This is a genomic window from Pseudomonas sp. CCOS 191, assembly GCF_001007005.1.
Classification (GTDB): domain Bacteria; phylum Pseudomonadota; class Gammaproteobacteria; order Pseudomonadales; family Pseudomonadaceae; genus Aquipseudomonas; species Aquipseudomonas soli.
The window spans coordinates 374178-389006 of the sequence record NZ_LN847264.1; the positions used below are offsets into that span (position 1 = coordinate 374178).

At 64.5% G+C, this 14829-nt stretch carries 16 protein-coding genes; 4 read left to right on the top strand and 12 right to left on the bottom strand.

What is annotated here, in order from left to right; all coding sequences use genetic code 11:
• Nucleotides 1–3: 3 nt before the first annotated feature.
• From hemW to CCOS191_RS01860, 8 genes are all read right to left on the bottom strand, one after another.
• Complete coding sequence (gene hemW, locus CCOS191_RS01825) at nt 4–1182, bottom strand: radical SAM family heme chaperone HemW (RefSeq protein WP_046853829.1); 1179 nt, start codon at nt 1180–1182, stop codon at nt 4–6.
• Nucleotides 1179–1775: an RdgB/HAM1 family non-canonical purine NTP pyrophosphatase gene (gene rdgB / locus CCOS191_RS01830; RefSeq protein ID WP_046853830.1), complete on the bottom strand. Its 597-nt coding sequence runs from the start codon at nt 1773–1775 to the stop codon at nt 1179–1181. Before rdgB ends, hemW begins: the two co-directional genes overlap by 4 nt.
• Nucleotides 1772–2206 carry a DUF4426 domain-containing protein gene (locus CCOS191_RS01835; protein ID WP_046853831.1) on the bottom strand — a complete coding sequence of 145 codons (435 nt, stop codon included), beginning with the start codon at nt 2204–2206 and terminating at the stop codon, nt 1772–1774. The genes rdgB and CCOS191_RS01835 overlap by 4 nt, the downstream gene beginning before the upstream one ends.
• Nucleotides 2207–2228: 22 nt before the next feature.
• Nucleotides 2229–2849: a methionine biosynthesis protein MetW gene (gene metW, locus CCOS191_RS01840; RefSeq protein ID WP_046853832.1), complete on the bottom strand. Its 621-nt coding sequence runs from the start codon at nt 2847–2849 to the stop codon at nt 2229–2231.
• 7 nt (nt 2850–2856) lie between these two features.
• Complete coding sequence (metX, locus tag CCOS191_RS01845; RefSeq protein ID WP_046853833.1) at nt 2857–3996, bottom strand: homoserine O-succinyltransferase MetX; 1140 nt, start codon at nt 3994–3996, stop codon at nt 2857–2859.
• Nucleotides 3997–4084: 88 nt separating this feature from the next.
• Entirely contained in the window at nt 4085–4675 is a 591-nt protein-coding gene (locus CCOS191_RS01850) for a YggT family protein (protein WP_023630880.1), read from the bottom strand.
• A gap of 10 nt (nt 4676–4685) precedes the next feature.
• Complete coding sequence (proC, locus tag CCOS191_RS01855; RefSeq protein ID WP_046853834.1) at nt 4686–5504, bottom strand: pyrroline-5-carboxylate reductase; 819 nt, start codon at nt 5502–5504, stop codon at nt 4686–4688.
• Between the two features lie 39 nt (nt 5505–5543).
• Nucleotides 5544–6230, bottom strand: coding sequence for a YggS family pyridoxal phosphate-dependent enzyme (locus CCOS191_RS01860; protein ID WP_046853835.1), 687 nt, complete (start codon nt 6228–6230; stop codon nt 5544–5546).
• A 65-nt stretch (nt 6231–6295) separates the two neighbouring features.
• Here CCOS191_RS01860 and CCOS191_RS01865 point away from each other — a divergent pair, with 65 nt between their 5' ends.
• On the top strand, nt 6296–7288 hold the full coding sequence (locus tag CCOS191_RS01865) for a type IV pilus twitching motility protein PilT (RefSeq protein ID WP_046853836.1): 993 nt from the start codon (nt 6296–6298) through the stop codon (nt 7286–7288).
• Between the two features lie 48 nt (nt 7289–7336).
• On the opposite strand, the gene CCOS191_RS01870 is transcribed toward CCOS191_RS01865, so the two are convergent.
• Nucleotides 7337–7984, bottom strand: coding sequence for a C40 family peptidase (locus CCOS191_RS01870; protein ID WP_046853837.1), 648 nt, complete (start codon nt 7982–7984; stop codon nt 7337–7339).
• Between the two features lie 157 nt (nt 7985–8141).
• Between CCOS191_RS01870 and CCOS191_RS01875 the strand changes: the two genes are divergently transcribed.
• Nucleotides 8142–8567, top strand: a complete 426-nt coding sequence (locus CCOS191_RS01875) for an NINE protein (RefSeq protein WP_023630210.1) — start codon at nt 8142–8144, stop codon at nt 8565–8567.
• Between the two features lie 39 nt (nt 8568–8606).
• Here CCOS191_RS01875 and CCOS191_RS01880 read toward each other — a convergent pair whose 3' ends face one another.
• The 3 genes from CCOS191_RS01880 to CCOS191_RS01890 all read right to left on the bottom strand — a co-directional run bounded on the left by CCOS191_RS01880 (nt 8607) and on the right by CCOS191_RS01890 (nt 13458).
• Nucleotides 8607–9311 (bottom strand): SPOR domain-containing protein, encoded by a 705-nt coding sequence (locus CCOS191_RS01880; protein ID WP_023630209.1) that lies wholly within the window; start codon nt 9309–9311, stop codon nt 8607–8609.
• Nucleotide 9312: 1 nt separating this feature from the next.
• Nucleotides 9313–11049: an arginine--tRNA ligase gene (gene argS / locus CCOS191_RS01885; RefSeq protein ID WP_046853838.1), complete on the bottom strand. Its 1737-nt coding sequence runs from the start codon at nt 11047–11049 to the stop codon at nt 9313–9315.
• Nucleotides 11050–11238: 189 nt separating this feature from the next.
• On the bottom strand, nt 11239–13458 hold the full coding sequence (locus tag CCOS191_RS01890; RefSeq protein WP_046853839.1) for a primosomal protein N': 2220 nt from the start codon (nt 13456–13458) through the stop codon (nt 11239–11241).
• Nucleotides 13459–13627: 169 nt separating this feature from the next.
• On the opposite strand from CCOS191_RS01890, the gene rpmE reads away from it, so the two are divergent.
• Together rpmE and CCOS191_RS01900 are read left to right on the top strand one after the other, a co-directional pair.
• Nucleotides 13628–13843, top strand: coding sequence for a 50S ribosomal protein L31 (gene rpmE, locus CCOS191_RS01895; protein ID WP_031315083.1), 216 nt, complete (start codon nt 13628–13630; stop codon nt 13841–13843).
• 2 nt (nt 13844–13845) lie between these two features.
• Nucleotides 13846–14667 carry a thermonuclease family protein gene (locus CCOS191_RS01900; protein WP_046853840.1) on the top strand — a complete coding sequence of 274 codons (822 nt, stop codon included), beginning with the start codon at nt 13846–13848 and terminating at the stop codon, nt 14665–14667.
• Nucleotides 14668–14829 lie beyond the last annotated feature (162 nt).

Genomic DNA, 14829 nt, shown 5'->3' on the forward strand with positions numbered 1-14829 from the left:
TCCTTAATTCAAGAAGTACTGCAGCAGGTCGTTGAGGAACAGCTGGCCGCGCGGCGTGGCGGCCAGCCGATCCGGTTCGACCCGCAAAAGGCCTTTTTGTTCGGCTTTACGGCGGGCTTCGGCCAGTTGTGCAAGGGGCAGGCCGGTACGCAGGTTGAACAGCTCGGCCTCCACGCCGTCGGTGAGGCGCAGCGCGTTCATCAGGAACTCGAAGGGTAGCTCATCGGCCGGCAACAGCTTCTCGCCGGCCTTGAACGGCTTGGACGGGTTCAGATAGTCCTTGGGCAGGCGGGTCTTCCAGGTGCGCAGGATGCGCCCGTCCGGGAACGACAGCTTGCCATGGGCGCCGGCACCGATGCCGATGAAGTCGCCGAAGCGCCAGTAGTTCAGGTTGTGCCGCGCAGCACGACCGGCTTGGGCGTAGGCCGAGACTTCATACTGGCGGTAACCGTGGTCGGCCATCAGCGCTTGGCCGGCTTCCTGGATATCCCAGAGGATGTCGTCCTCGGGCAGCTCAGGCGGCTGGTTCCAGAACACCGTGTTGGGTTCTACCGTCAGCTGGTACCAGGACAGGTGCGTCGGCGCCAGTTCGATGGCCTGGCGCAGGTCGCCCAGGGCGTCGTCGAGCGACTGGTCCGGCAAACCGTGCATCAGGTCCATGTTGAAGTTGTCGAAGCCTGCCGCACGGGCCATATCGGCGGCGCGCACCGCTTCGGCGCCATTGTGGATGCGCCCCAGTCTTTCGAGCTTGGCGGGCTGGAAACTCTGCACGCCGATGGATAGCCGGTTGATGCCGGTCTGGCGGTAGGCCTTGAACTTCTCCTGCTCGAAGGTGCCCGGGTTGGCCTCGAGGGTGATCTCGATGTCCGGGGCGAACGGGATGCGTTGCTCGATACCGCGCAGCAGGCGCCCAAGCGCGTCGGCGCTGAACAGGCTCGGGGTGCCGCCGCCGAAGAAGATCGTGCTGATCGGACGGCCCTGCACGGCATGCATTTCCTGGTCGAGGTCGGCGAGCAGGGCGTCGATGTACTCGGCTTCCGGCAGGGTCGGGCCGGCCTGGTGCGAGTTGAAGTCGCAGTACGGGCATTTACGCACGCACCAGGGAATATGGATATAGAGTGACAGCGGCGGGAGTTCGGGAAGGATCAGGCCCGCCGGCTGTACCAACAGCTTTTCGCTCATGCCAGGCCCAGACGCTGACGCAGCAGGGCCATGGCGCGGGCGCGGTGGCTGAGTTGGTTTTTGTCGGCAGGGGCCAAGTCGGCGCTGGAGCATTTGCGCTCCGGCACCCAGAACAGCGGGTCGTAGCCGAAGCCGTGTTCGCCACTGGCCTCGAACAGGATACTGCCGTGCCACAGGCCTTCGCAGAGGATCGGCAGCGGGTCGTCGGCGTGCCGCACCAGGGCCAGAACGCAGACGAACTGCGCGCCGCGCTGGTCTTCAGGCACATCCTTGAGCGCATCGAGCAGCTTGGCGTTGTTCGCCGCGTCGCCCTTGCCGTCGGCATAGCGCGCCGAGTAGATACCCGGCGCGCCGCCGAGGAAGTCCACCGCCAGGCCCGAGTCGTCGGCCAGAGCCGGCAGGCCGGAAATGCGCGCGGCGTTGCGCGCCTTGAGGATGGCGTTCTCGACGAACGACAGGCCGGTCTCCTCCGGCTCAACCTGGCTGAATTCACCAATCGAGCGCAGGTTCACGGACTCGCCGAGCATGGCCTGCAGTTCCTTGAGTTTGCCGGCGTTATGGCTGGCCAATACGAGTTGCTGGAAATTCATCATTCGCCTGGGAACACTTCCTGGTTGAAGCTGAGTTTATTGCTGACGCCGCCGGTCTCGACGTTGAGGTCGAAGGTGACGGTCTCGGCCTGGTCGATCTTGAACTGTGCGATGTAATACACCGCCCCCTGATCGGTAATCTGCTTGAACGACAACGGGTTGCTGCGCCCGGTGAGATCTTTCACTGTGCCGCTGACTACCGCCATCGCCGGTTTGCCGCCCTTGAGCACGGCGATGTTGAGCACGCCCTGGTTCTTGCTGCGGGTCAGGCCCGTGGCGGCAGCGATGTCGGGTTGCAGCATGCTTGAGGTGAAGGCGCTGTAGTGGACCGTCACATCACCGAACACTTCCTTGCGCTCGGGCCTGGCGGCATCGGCAGCCAATACCGGCAAGGCCAGGCACAGGCTGATCAGAAACAGTGCTAGTCGACGCATGATGCCATTCCTCCGTTGAGGGTCAGACCGCGAGCTGATGCTCCTGCAGGCCCGGGCTGCTGACCCGATAGATACCGATCTCACCTAGAAGATTAGGCCAAAGCCGCCCACCCAACCCGTTACGGTGCAGGTGGTCGACGGCGAGGCGATCTAGGACCTTGGCCTTGCGCTCATGGCACAGGTTCTCGAAGTCCTCGAAGGTGCAGAAGTGGATGTTCGGTGTGTTGTACCAGGTATACGGCATGAAGTCCGAGACCGGCATGCGACCCTTGGTCGCCAGGTACCAGCGGCAGCGCCAGTGGCCGAAGTTGGGGAAGGTGATGATGCACTGGCGGCCCACCCGTAGCATTTCGTCGAGGATCCGGTCGGGGTACTCCACGGCCTGCAGGGCCTGGGTCATGACCACCACGTCGAAGCTGTTGCTGGCGAAGTTGCCCAGGCCCTTGTCCAGGTCCTGCTCGATCACGTTGACGCCCTTGGCCACGCAGGCGGCGATGTTGTCGGGGTCGATCTCCAGGCCGTAGCCGGTGACGTTCTTGCGCTCGTGCAGCGAGGCCAGCAGTTCGCCGTTGCCGCAGCCCAGGTCGAGTACCCGGCTGCCGGCGGGGATCCAGTCTTGGATGATTTCCAGGTCGGCTCTCATGGGGTCCTCAAACGGCGATGCGGTTCATGTAGTTGGCGAAACCCTGCATGTAGCGGGGGGTCGGGATGAGGAAGGCGTCGTGGCCGTATGGCGAGTCGATGTCCAGGTAGCAGACGTTCTTGCGCGCGGCCATCAGGGCGTCGACGATCTCTCGCGAACGGGCCGGCGAGAAGCGCCAGTCGGTGGTGAACGACATGATGCAGTAGTCCGCCGTCACATGTGCCAGGGTCGCCGCCAGGTCACCGCCGTGGGCGGCGGCCGGGTCGTAATAGTCCAGTGCCTTGGTCATCAGCAGGTAGGTGTTGGCGTCGAAGCGCCCGGAGAACTCCTCGCCCTGGTAGCGCAGGTAGCTCTCGACCTGGAATTCGACGCTGTGGAAGTCGTAGTTGAGCTTGTCGCTCTTGAGCTCGCGGCCGAATTTCTCGCCCATCGAGTCGTCGGACAGGTAGGTGATGTGGCCGACCATGCGCGCCAGCATCAGGCCGCGCTTGGGGATCACGCCCTGGTCCTGGAACGAACCACCGTGGAATTCCGGGTCGGTGAGGATGGCCTGGCGCGCCACTTCGTTGAAGGCGATGTTCTGCGCCGACAGCTTGGGCGCCGAGGCGATGTCCACGCAGTGGCGGACCCGGTCCGGGTAGGTGATGGTCCATTGCAGCGCCTGCATGCCGCCCAGGCTGCCGCCGACGATGGCGGCCCAGGTCTGGATCCCCAGGCGATCGGCCAGGCGCGCCTGGCTGTGCACCCAGTCTTCCACGGTCAGCACCGGGAAATCGGCGCCGTAGGGCTTGCCGGTGGCCGGATTGAGGCTGCTTGGGCCGGTGCTGCCATTGCAACCGCCGAGGTTGTTCAGGCTGACCACGAAGAAACGGTTGGTGTCGATGGGCTTGCCGGGGCCGATGCAGCTGTCCCACCAGCCCGGCTTGCGGTCGGTGGCGGCATGGTAGCCGGCGGCATGGTGGTGGCCGGACAACGCATGGCAGATCAGCACGGCATTGCTGGCGCTGCTGTTGAGAGTGCCATAGGTTTCGTAGATCAGTTCGTACGAGGCCAGTGCGCGGCCACAGGCCAGGGCCAGCGGTTCATCGAACCGGGCGATCTGCGGTGTTACCAGACCGACGGAATCTTCGGGAAGGACAGTGGACATCGACCCTGCTCACGCTTGACGGAGGCGTAAGTCTAAAGAGCGCTACCCCCAGCGGCAAGCAAAGGCTTGCCGCTGGATGCAGGGTGGGTCAGATCATCCGCCACAGCTCTTGCGGCATGCCGGCGTAGGCTGCCAGCTGGGGCATGAGGAACGACTGGATCACCTGGATGGCGATGAAGGCGAAGATCGGCGAGATGTCCATGCCGCCGAGGTTCGGCACCAGGCGACGGAACGGCGCCAGCACCGGCTCGCTGATCTGGTAGGCCAGTTCTGCAGCCGGGTTGTGGCTGTTCGGCGCGACCCAGGAGACGATCACCATGACGATCATTGCCACCCAGAAGATCTTCAGGAACAGCGAGGTGATGCCCAGGATCGACCACATCAGCAGGTGCAGGACGTCGCCGAAGGTGCCGTAGGTGACCATCAGCACGAAGGCCATCAACAGCGCCTGGATGATGATCGACAGCAGCAGCGAGGAGGTATCCAGGCCAGCGATGCTGGGGACCACGCGGCGCAGCGGCTTGAGCAATGGCTGGGTGGCGCGCACGGCGAACTGGCTCAGCGGGTTGTAGAAGTCGGCCTTGACCAGCTGCAGCACGAAGCGCAGTAGGACGATCACCAGGTACAGGCTGACCAGGGTTTGCACCACGAAGATCGCGGCGCCGGACAGTGCATTCATCAAAGGCTCCTTATTTGCCCAGTTTCTCGGCCAGCTCGGCCGAGCGTTTCGCCGCGGCTTGCAGGGCCTGTTCGACGATAGCCTCGAAGCCGTTGGCCTGGAACGATTTGATCGCCGCTTCCGTGGTGCCGGCCGGCGAGGTCACGCGGCGACGCAGCTCGGCGGCGTCGACGTCGCTGGAAACCGCCATGCGGGCGGCGCCCAGGGCGGTCTGCAGGGTCAGTTGCGAGGCAGTCTCGCGCGGTAGGCCGAGTTTTTCGCCAGCGGCGGTCATGGCCTCGATCAGCAGGAAGAAGTACGCCGGGCCACTGCCGGAAACAGCGGTCACGGCGTCCAGCTGCTGTTCTTCATCAAGCCACAGGGCGGTGCCCACGGCCGACAGCAGTTGTTCGGCCTGGCGGCGTTGTTCCATGGAAACTTCCCGGGTTGCGTACAAGCCGCTGACGCCTTGGCGCAGCAGCGCCGGGGTGTTCGGCATGCAGCGTACCAGGGGGATCGCGCCCAGCCAGGTCTGAAGGCTGGCGCAGGTGATGCCGGCGGCAATGGAAACCACCAGCTGGCCCGGTTTAAGGTTCGGCTTAAGTGTTTCGCAGACCGCTTTCATGACTTGCGGTTTGACTGCCAGGACGATCACGTCCACGCCATCGATGGCCCGGGCGTTGTCTTCGAAGGCTTCGATGCCGTGCTCGGCAGTGATGCGTGCGCGGGTTTCGGCACCCGGGTCGCTGGCGCGGATCAGCGCGGTGTCCAGGCCCTGGGCGCGCAGGCCGCCAATCAGGCTGGCAGCCATGTTGCCAGCGCCGATAAAGGCAATACGAGTCTTGCTCATGTCGGGTCCTTGTGGGGGAAGGGAGAGTTAAGCATGGATTCAGGCCTGACCGTAGTCGCGGGCGCCGAACAAGGCGGTACCGATGCGGACCCAGGTCGCGCCTTGGGCGATGGCGGCTTCCAGGTCATGGCTCATGCCCATGGACAGGGTGTCCAGACCGAGGCCGAGCTGGGCCTGCAGTCCACGCAGCGTGGCGAAAGCGGCCTCTTGCTCGGCGCGGTCCTCGGTAGGTTCCGGGATCGCCATCAACCCGCGTAGGCGCAGGCCGGGCAGGGCGTTCACGGCCTGGGCCAGGGCTGGCAGTTCGGCGGGCGAGCAACCGGACTTGCTGGCCTCGCCGCTGACATTCACCTGCAGGCAGATGTTCAGCGGTGGCAGCTCGGCGGGGCGCTGCTCCGAGAGGCGTTGGGCGATCTTCAGGCGGTCCACGGAATGTACCCAGTCGAAGTGCTCGGCGATGGCCTTGGTCTTGTTCGACTGAATGGGGCCGATGAAGTGCCAGATCAAGGGCAGGTCGGAAAGCGCCTGTTGTTTTGTCAGGGCTTCCTGAAGGTAGTTCTCACCCATGTGGCGCAGGCCGGCGGCATGAGCCTCACGGATGGCGCTGGCGGGCTTGGTCTTGCTCACTGCCAGCAGCTGCACGCTGGCCGGCTCACGCCCGGCGGCCCGGGCCGCGCTGTCGATGCGGCGGGCAATGACGGAAATATTGTCTGCTAGGGTGGACATGGTTCGTCGCCGACGGCTTTGGGGTCTGCGGCATTCTACCTGCTTGATCGCCGTTGGGGAGTCTCATGGATGTGACCGACCTGCTGGGCCGGGCCGTGGCCGCAGGCGCCAGCGACCTGCACCTGGCCGTGGGCGAGCCGCCGTTGCTGCGCCTGGATGGCGAGTTGCAGCGCATGGCGGTGCCGGCGCTGACCTGCGCAGCTCTGGAACAGGGAATGGCCGGCCTGCTCGATGACGGGCAGCGGCGGCAATGGCTGAGCGGTGATGAACTGGACCTGGCGCTGAGCTTGCCCGGCGTGGGGCGCCTGCGCTTGAACCTGTTCCGCCAGCACAATGGATTGGGCGCAAGCGCGCGCCTGATCCCGGCGCGGGTCCCGAGCCTCGATGAACTTGAACTGAACGATGTGTATCAAGCCGTTGCGCAATGTCGGGATGGCTTGGTGCTGGTGGGCGGGCCGACGGGTAGCGGCAAGTCCAGCACCCTGGCGGCGCTGCTCGATCAGATCAATCGCGAACGCGCGCTGCAGGTCATCACCCTCGAAGACCCTATCGAATTTATCCACAGCGGCCAGGGTTGCCTGGTCAATCAGCGGGAGATCGGCATGCACAGCCGTGACTTCGCCCAAGGGTTGCGCAGTGCCCTGCGCCAGGATCCGGATGTGATCATGGTGGGTGAGTTGCGTGATCTGGAGAGTATCCGCCTTGCATTGCGCGCGGCAGAAACCGGGCATCTGGTGCTGGCAACGGTGCACACCCGCTCGGCGGTGAACAGCATCGACCGGCTGGTAGAGGTGTTCGCGGCCGAGGAGAAGCCGCTGGTGCGCATGATGCTGGCTGAATCACTGCGCCTGGTGGTGGCTCAGGTGCTGATCAGGCGGGTGGGCGGCGGCAGGGTCGCCGCAAGGGAGGTGCTGATAGCGACGCCCGCGGTGCGCAATTTGATTCGCGAGGGGCGCATGGCACAGGTGCAGTCGGTGATGCAGGCGGGGGCGGCATTGGGGATGCAGACGATGGAGGGGGCGATGCGGGCGCTCAGGCAGAAAGGCCTGGTCGATTAGCATTGCTGCCTGCTGGTGCAATCGCGGGGCAAGCCCGCGATTGAGGGCTTAGCGCTTGGCCAGGGCCAGCGCCTGCTGGTTCTTGGGCAGGACGCGCTTGGCCACCACGTAGTGCTTTTGCCAATAGGGTTTTTCCAGGCTGTCGATGCTCACCCGCTTGCCGGTGCGTGGCGCGTGGATGAAGCGATCGTTGCCCAGGTAGATGGCTACGTGATTGACCCGGCGACTCTTGATGTTGAAGAAGATCAGGTCGCCCGGCTTGAGATCGCTCTTGGCCACCTTGACGCCCTGGCCCTGAGCCATTGCGTTGGAGGTACGCGGCAGGTCGACATCGGCCACATCGTTGAACGCGTACTTGACCAGGCCGCTGCAATCGAAGCCCTTCTTCGGGCTGCTGCCGCCCCAGCGATAGGGTGTGCCAAGTACGTTCACGGCGCGGCTGAGCACTTCGCTGCTCTGCTTGGGTGACATGGCCACGGCCTGCATGCCCACAGCTTGTTGCTGCTTGGCGGCGTTGGCCGGGCGAGCGCGCACGGAACTGCTGCGATACTGGATCGGGGTGCGTTTCACCGTGGCATCGGCATTGGTCGTATAGCCGGTGAATCCGCTGGGAAGTCGTTGCTCACGGTTGGTGGCGTGGGCGGCCAGGGGTAACAAAAGGCAGAGGGTCAGCCATGTCTTGATAAAAGGTGGCATAGATGAAGCTCTTATAAGTGTTGGCGCGCAACTTTATAACAGCTTTTTGATCAAATTCTGATCCGTTGGTCGCTGAAGTACGTACCATATGTCGGGTCAAAACGAAAAAGTCACATTTTTCCTTAGAAAATTTTCAGCTATCCCACGAGGGCTTCGAATGAATGGTTATCAACAGGGTGCCCCCTCGCACGACACCCATAGCAAGGTTCTCGGCTACCTGCTGTGGATCTTCGGCTTCACCGGCTCGCACCGCTTCTACTACGGCAAGCCGATCACCGGAACCATCTGGTTCTTCACCCTGGGCCTGCTGGGCATAGGCTGGCTGATCGACCTGTTCCTGATCCCGTCGATGGACCGTGAGGCAGACATGCGTTTCGAGTCGGGCGGCGTGGACTACAACCTGGCGTGGATACTCCTGACCTTCCTCGGCATCTTCGGTGTGCATCGGCTGTATCAGGGCAAGTGGATCAGCGCGCTGATCTACCTGTTCACCGGCGGGTTGTTCCTGTTGGGCGTGCTGTATGACTTCTGGACGCTCAACAGCCAGATTTCCCAGGTCAACGCCGAGCGTCGCCGGGTATGAAAAAAGGCCTTGTCGCTGCGAGCGGCAAGGCCTTTTTCGTTACTGACGCCGCTGTTGCAGCAGCAGGTTGCTGAAACCTGCCCCGGCCAGTTGTTTCTGCGCCACGGTCAACTGTTCGCGGTTGCTGAACGGGCCGACCATCACGCGGTACCAGGTCTCTTCCTTGACCGTGCCCGACTCAACCTTGACCGCCTGGCCAAGCAGGATGATCTGCGCACGGACCTTGTCGGCATCGGCCTGCTTGCGGAACGAGCCGGCCTGCAGGAAGAACTGGGTCGTGGCCGCTGGCTTGATCACCGGTGGTGCCGGTGGCGGCGTCTGGCCCAGCAGGGCGGCCTGGGCGCGAGCCGTGTCGATCTTCGCCGCTTCCGCAGGGGTGACCGGAGTACTTGGCACGGGCGGTTGCGCCGGCACCGGCGGGGTTTTCTCCGGCACGGCCTCGGGCGGCACGATCACTTCCGACTCCGGCAGCAGCGTATAGAAGTCGTACTTAGGCTTCACCGGCTGCTGTGGCGTCGGGGTGGTGGTCTTGCTCGCTTCGGCGACCTTCTCCTGCTTATGTTGCTCGGGCTTGGTGCGCTTGATATCAGCGCCACCGGGTTCGAGCTTCATCAGGAAGACGATGAACGCCCCCACGGTCAGGCCGACCGCCAGCCACACCCAGCCCGGAATCGGCTGCTTGCTGGCAGGCGGCTGGGAGCGGCTGGCGCCGCGCTTGGGTGCGGGTTTCTTCTTTGCAGCCAACTTACATGCGCTCCAGGGTTTCCAGGCCGAGCAGTTCCAGGCCCTGCTTGAGGGTGCGGCCGGTCAGGGCAGCCAGGCGCAGGCGGCTCTGCTGTTGTTCGGCGGTTTCGGCGGAAAGGATCGGGCAGTTCTCGTAGAAGCTGGAGAACAGGCCGGCGAGGTCGTACAGGTAGGTGCACAGCACGTGAGGCGTGCCTTTTTCAGCGACGTTGTTGAGGATCTCGCCAAACTGCGCCAGGCGCGCGGCCAGGTCCTGCTCGTGCGCTGCCTGCAGGACGATGCTGCCGTCGACTTCGTCGAAGCCCTTGCCAAGCTTGCGGAACACGCCGGCCACGCGGGTGTAGGCGTACAACAGGTACGGCGCGGTGTTGCCCTCGAAGTTCAACATCAGTTCGAAGTTGAAGCTGTAGTCGCTGGTGCGGTGCTTCGACAGGTCGGCGTACTTGACCGCGCCGATGCCGACCACTTCACCGATGTGGCGCAGCTCGTCCTCGGCCAGCGACGGGTTCTTCTCCTTGACCAGCGCATAGGCGCGGTCCTTGGCCTCGGTGAGCAGGTCGATCAGCTTGACGGTGCCGCCATCGCGGGTCTTGAACGGGCGGCCATCGGCGCCGTTCATGGTGCCGAAGCCCATGTGCTCCATCTTCATCGGGTGGCCGACAAAACCTGCGCGGCGGGCCACTTCGAACACCTGGTTGAAGTGCAGGGCCTGGCGCTGGTCGACGAAGTACAGGGCGCGGTCGGCCTGCAGCTTGTTGCTGCGGTAGCGCACGGCGGCCAGGTCGGTGGTGGCGTACAGGTAGCCGCCGTCGGCCTTCTGCACGATCACCGGCAATGGCTCGCCCTCGGCGTTCTTGAATTCCTCGAGGAACACGCACTGGGCGCCCTGGTCCTCGACCAGCAGGCCCTTGGCCTTGAGGTCGGCGACCACGTTGGCCAGGTCGTCGTTGTAGGCGCTCTCGCCCATCACGTCGGCCATGGTCAGCTTGACGTTGAGCAGCTCGTAGGTCTTCTGGCAGTGCGACAGGGAAATGTCCTTGAAGCGCGTCCACAGCGCCAGGCACTCGGGATCACCGGCCTGCAGCTTGACCACCAGCCCGCGGGCGCGGGTGGCGAACTCTTCGGACTCGTCGAAGCGTTTCTTCGCGGCGCGGTAGAAGTTCTCCAGATCCGACAGCTCGTCACTGGTGATCGGGTTTTCCTGGAGGTAGGCCATCAGCATGCCGAACTGGGTACCCCAGTCACCCACGTGGTTCTGGCGGATGACGTCGTCACCGAGGAACTCCAGTACCCGGGCAACGCTGTCGCCGATGATGGTCGAGCGCAGGTGGCCGACGTGCATCTCCTTCGCCAGGTTCGGTGCCGACATGTCGATCACCACCTTTTCTGCCGGGCCGGCCTTGCGCACGCCCAGGTGGCCATCGGCCAGGGCGGCGTCGAGGCGGCCTGCCAGCGCTTCGGTGTTCTGGAAGAAGTTGAGGAAGCCGGGGCCGGCGATCTCGGCCTTGGTGATGTCGGCACTGGCCGGCAGGGCGGCGATGATCTTCTCGGCCAGGTCGCGCGGCTTCATGCCCGCCGGCTTGGCCAGCATCATGGCAATGTTGCTGGCGAAGTCGCCGTGGGTCTTGTCCCGGGCGTTTTCCACCTGGATCGCCGGCGTCAGCCCTTCAGGCAGCACACCGTCGGCGACGAGTTGGGTGAGGGCTTGCTGGATCAGCTGGCGAATGGTGTCTTTCATGAGGGTCTCTTTTCGACCGCAAGCGCGGTGGAGCGCTTCGATGCGCAGGTGGAAAAACTGGGCATTATCCGTTGCCGGGGGCGGGTTGCCAACCTTTTGGGGCACAGTCCATTGTCGGTGTGGGAGCGGGCTTGCCCCGCGATGACGCCATCGCGGGGCAAGCCCGCTCCCACGCCAACCCTCAAACAGTCAGTAAAGGTCGACCGGATCGACATCCAGCGACCAGCGCACCTGGCGCCCCGACGGCATCTGCTCCAACACTAGCAACCAGGCACTGATCAGTCGATGCAGGGGTGCCCGGGCATTGGCCTGGAGCAATAGTTGCGCACGGAACCTGCCCGCCCGTCGCTCCATGGGGGCCGGTACCGGGCCGAGCAACTCGATGCCATGCAGGCCCTGCTCGGCAAGTATGCGCTCGGCGGCGGCGCAGGCTTCGTCAAGGAAACCTTCCGCCTGGCCCGGCTTGTGCGCGTCGGCACGTAGCAGCGCCAGGTGGGCGAACGGCGGCAGCCCGGCCGCACGGCGCTCGCTCAAGGCCTGTTCGGCAAAGGCGAAGTAGCCCTGCTCGGTCAATTGCACCAGCAGTGGGTGATCGGCCAGGTGGGTCTGCACGATGACCTTGCCCGGTTCCTCGGCGCGCCCGGCGCGGCCGGCCACCTGGACGATCAGCTGGGCCATGCGTTCGCTGGCGCGAAAGTCGCCGGAGAACAGCCCGCCGTCGGCATCGAGGATCGCGACCAGGGTGACGCGGGGGAAATGGTGCCCCTTGGCCAGCATCTGGGTGCCGACCAGGATGCTCGGCTGGCCACGCTGGATAGTGGCGAACAGGTTGTGCATGGCGTCCTTGCGCGAGGTGCTGTCGCGGTCCACGCGCAGGATCGGGTAGTCCGGGAACAGCACCTTCAGGCGCTCCTCGGCACGCTCGGTCCCGGCGCCCACCGGGCGCAGGTCGACATGGGCGCATTGCGGGCACTGCAACGGCAGGCGCTCGTCGTAGCCGCAATGGTGGCAGCGCAGCACGGCGGAGCGTTGGTGCACGGTCATGCGCGCATCGCAGCGCGGGCATTCGGAGAGCCAGCCGCAGTCGTGACACAGCAATGTGGGGGCGAAGCCGCGACGGTTGAGGAACACCAGTACCTGCTGGCCGGCCTCGAGTGTCTGGCGGATGGCCTGCTGTAATGGGCCGCTGATGCCGCTGTCCAGTGGCAGGCTGCGTACGTCCAGGCGCAGGAAGCGGGGCGCCTTGGCGCCGCCGGCGCGCTGGTTCATGCGCAGCAGGCCGTAGCGGCCACTGTGGGCGTTGTGCAGGCTTTCCAGCGACGGTGTGGCCGAGCCCAGCAGGATCGGGATGTTCTCCTGGTGCGCACGCACCACGGCCAGGTCGCGGGCGTGGTAGCGCAGGCCTTCCTGCTGTTTATAGGAACCGTCGTGTTCTTCGTCGATGATGATCAGGCCCGGGTTCTTCATCGGGGTGAACAGTGCCGAACGGGTGCCGATGATGATGTCAGCATCGCCATCGCGTGCCGCCAGCCAGGCGTCCAGGCGCTCGCGATCGCCCACCGCCGAATGCAGCAGGGCGATGCGTGCGTTGAAACGCTGCTCGAAGCGTTGCAGGGTTTGCGGGCCGAGATTGATCTCGGGGATCAGGATCAGGGCCTGCTTGCCGGCTTCGAGGGTTTCGCGGATCAGTTGCAGGTAGACCTCGGTCTTGCCGCTGCCGGTGACGCCGGCCAGCAGGTAGGCGTGGAAGGCGCCGAAGCCCGAGCGCACGGCCTCGAAGGCAGCGCGCTGTTCCTCGTTGAGCGGCAGTTCCGGTTGGGCCAGCCAGTGCTCGTGGCGTGCGGCCGGCAGATGGCGGCGTACTTCGACTTCCACCAGCTCCTTGGCCAGCAGCAGGTCGAGGCTGTCCTTGTTCAGGCCAAGTTTGCTCAACAGGCTGTGGGCCACGCCGTGGGGGTGCTGCGACAGGGTCTTGAGGGCGTCGCGCTGGCGTGGGGCGCGGGCGATGCGCGGGTCTTCCAGGCGCGCACCGGGCGCGACATGCCAGAAGCGTTCCTGGCGTGCCTCGGCCGGCTCGCCCTGGCGCAGCAGCGTCGGCAGGGCCCAGTTGAGGGTGTCGCCCAGGCTGTGCTGGTAGTACTGGGCCGTCCACAGGCACAGCTTGAACAATGCCGGCGGCAGGGGTGAGACCGGGTCGAGCAGGGCGCTGGCTGGCTTGAGCTTGTCGGCGGGCACCTCGCTGTGCTCGGCGACCTCCACCAGCACCCCGATCATCTCGCGGCGGCCGAACGGCACGCGGATGCGCATGCCGGGTGTCAGTGCCTGGCGCGCCATGCTCGCGGGTGCCCGGTAGTCGAACAGGCGACGCAGGGGCGAGGGCAGGGCAAGGCGCAGAATGACGTCGGACACGCGGAAGGTCTCTGGAGGGCGTTTCACAAATCAGGCGAGCCTAGCAGACGACGGTCGGTGCAAGCGACAACTTGCGCTACGGCTGCTCTCTGGTATTATTCGCCGCCTAATTACGTGCGGTATTCAACAATAGGTGTTGGGTGGCGGCACGCAGCTCGAGGAAGTGACCATGAAAGCAGATATTCATCCGAACTACGAAGTAGTTGCAGTCACCTGCAGCTGCGGCAACAAGTTTGAAACTCGTTCGACCATGGGCAGCGTCCTGGCGATCGACGTTTGCAACCTGTGCCACCCGTTCTACACCGGTAAGCAGAAAGTCCTGGACACCGGCGGCCGCGTACAGAAGTTCGCCGATCGCTTCGGCATGTTCGGTGCCAAGAAGTAATCATGCACATGGCGAAGCCTTCGGGGTTCGCGCTGTTGCAAAAGAAGGCGCCCCTTGTGGGCGCCTTTTTTGTGGGCGCGATCTGGCACTTCCCGGCGCTGGCCTTCTGTCCATTGCCCGACAGCGCGCAATCGGTGGCGGTGCGTCAGGTGGTCGATGGCGACACCTTGCGCCTGAGCGACGGGCGCAGCGTGCGGCTGATCGGTATCAATGCCCCCGAGATCGGCCGCAAGGGGCGCCCCAGCGAACCTTATGCCGAGGCTGCCAAGAAGCGCCTGCAGGCGCTGGTGAAGGCCAGTGATGGCCGTGTCGGGCTGGTTCCGGGCGTCGAACCCAAGGACAAGTACGGCCGTATCCTGGCGCATATCTATGGCCGCACTGGCAACAATCTGGAAGCACAACTGCTCAGCGAGGGCCTGGGCTACCAGGTAGCGATTGCACCCAACGTGCAGCTGTCGGGCTGCCAGCAGCAGGCCGAGCAGCAGGCGCGCAAGGCCAGGGCAGGGCTGTGGCGACAATCGCCGGTCACGCGTGGGCGCGATGTGCGGCAATCCGGATTCGCGGTGATCGGTGGCAGGATCAACGGGATCGAGCGCAATCGCGGCGGCATCTGGCTGGAGCTTGACGAGGGCGTGGTCCTGCAGGTTCCCGCTCGTCTGCAGCGCCACTTCCCCGCCAGCTTCTTCGCTAACCTCAAGGGACGCCAGGTCGAGGCGCGTGGCTGGGTGCTGGATCGTTCCCGCAAGGGCGGGCTCAAGCCTGGGCAGCGACGCTGGCTGTTGCCATTGACCGATCCGAGCATGTTGGCGCTTGTTTCTGGCTAAATAGTTGTAGACATTTTGCTATTGGATTGTACACACTGGCTCCCGTAAGCCCCGTGGGTTATAGCGTAAAGTCGTAGGCCAAAGGCCTTGACACATAGTGACCGGGCAGTCTTGTCGCCCCCCGGCTCTTTGCGTATCCTCGGCGGTCCGTCAGAACAGTAA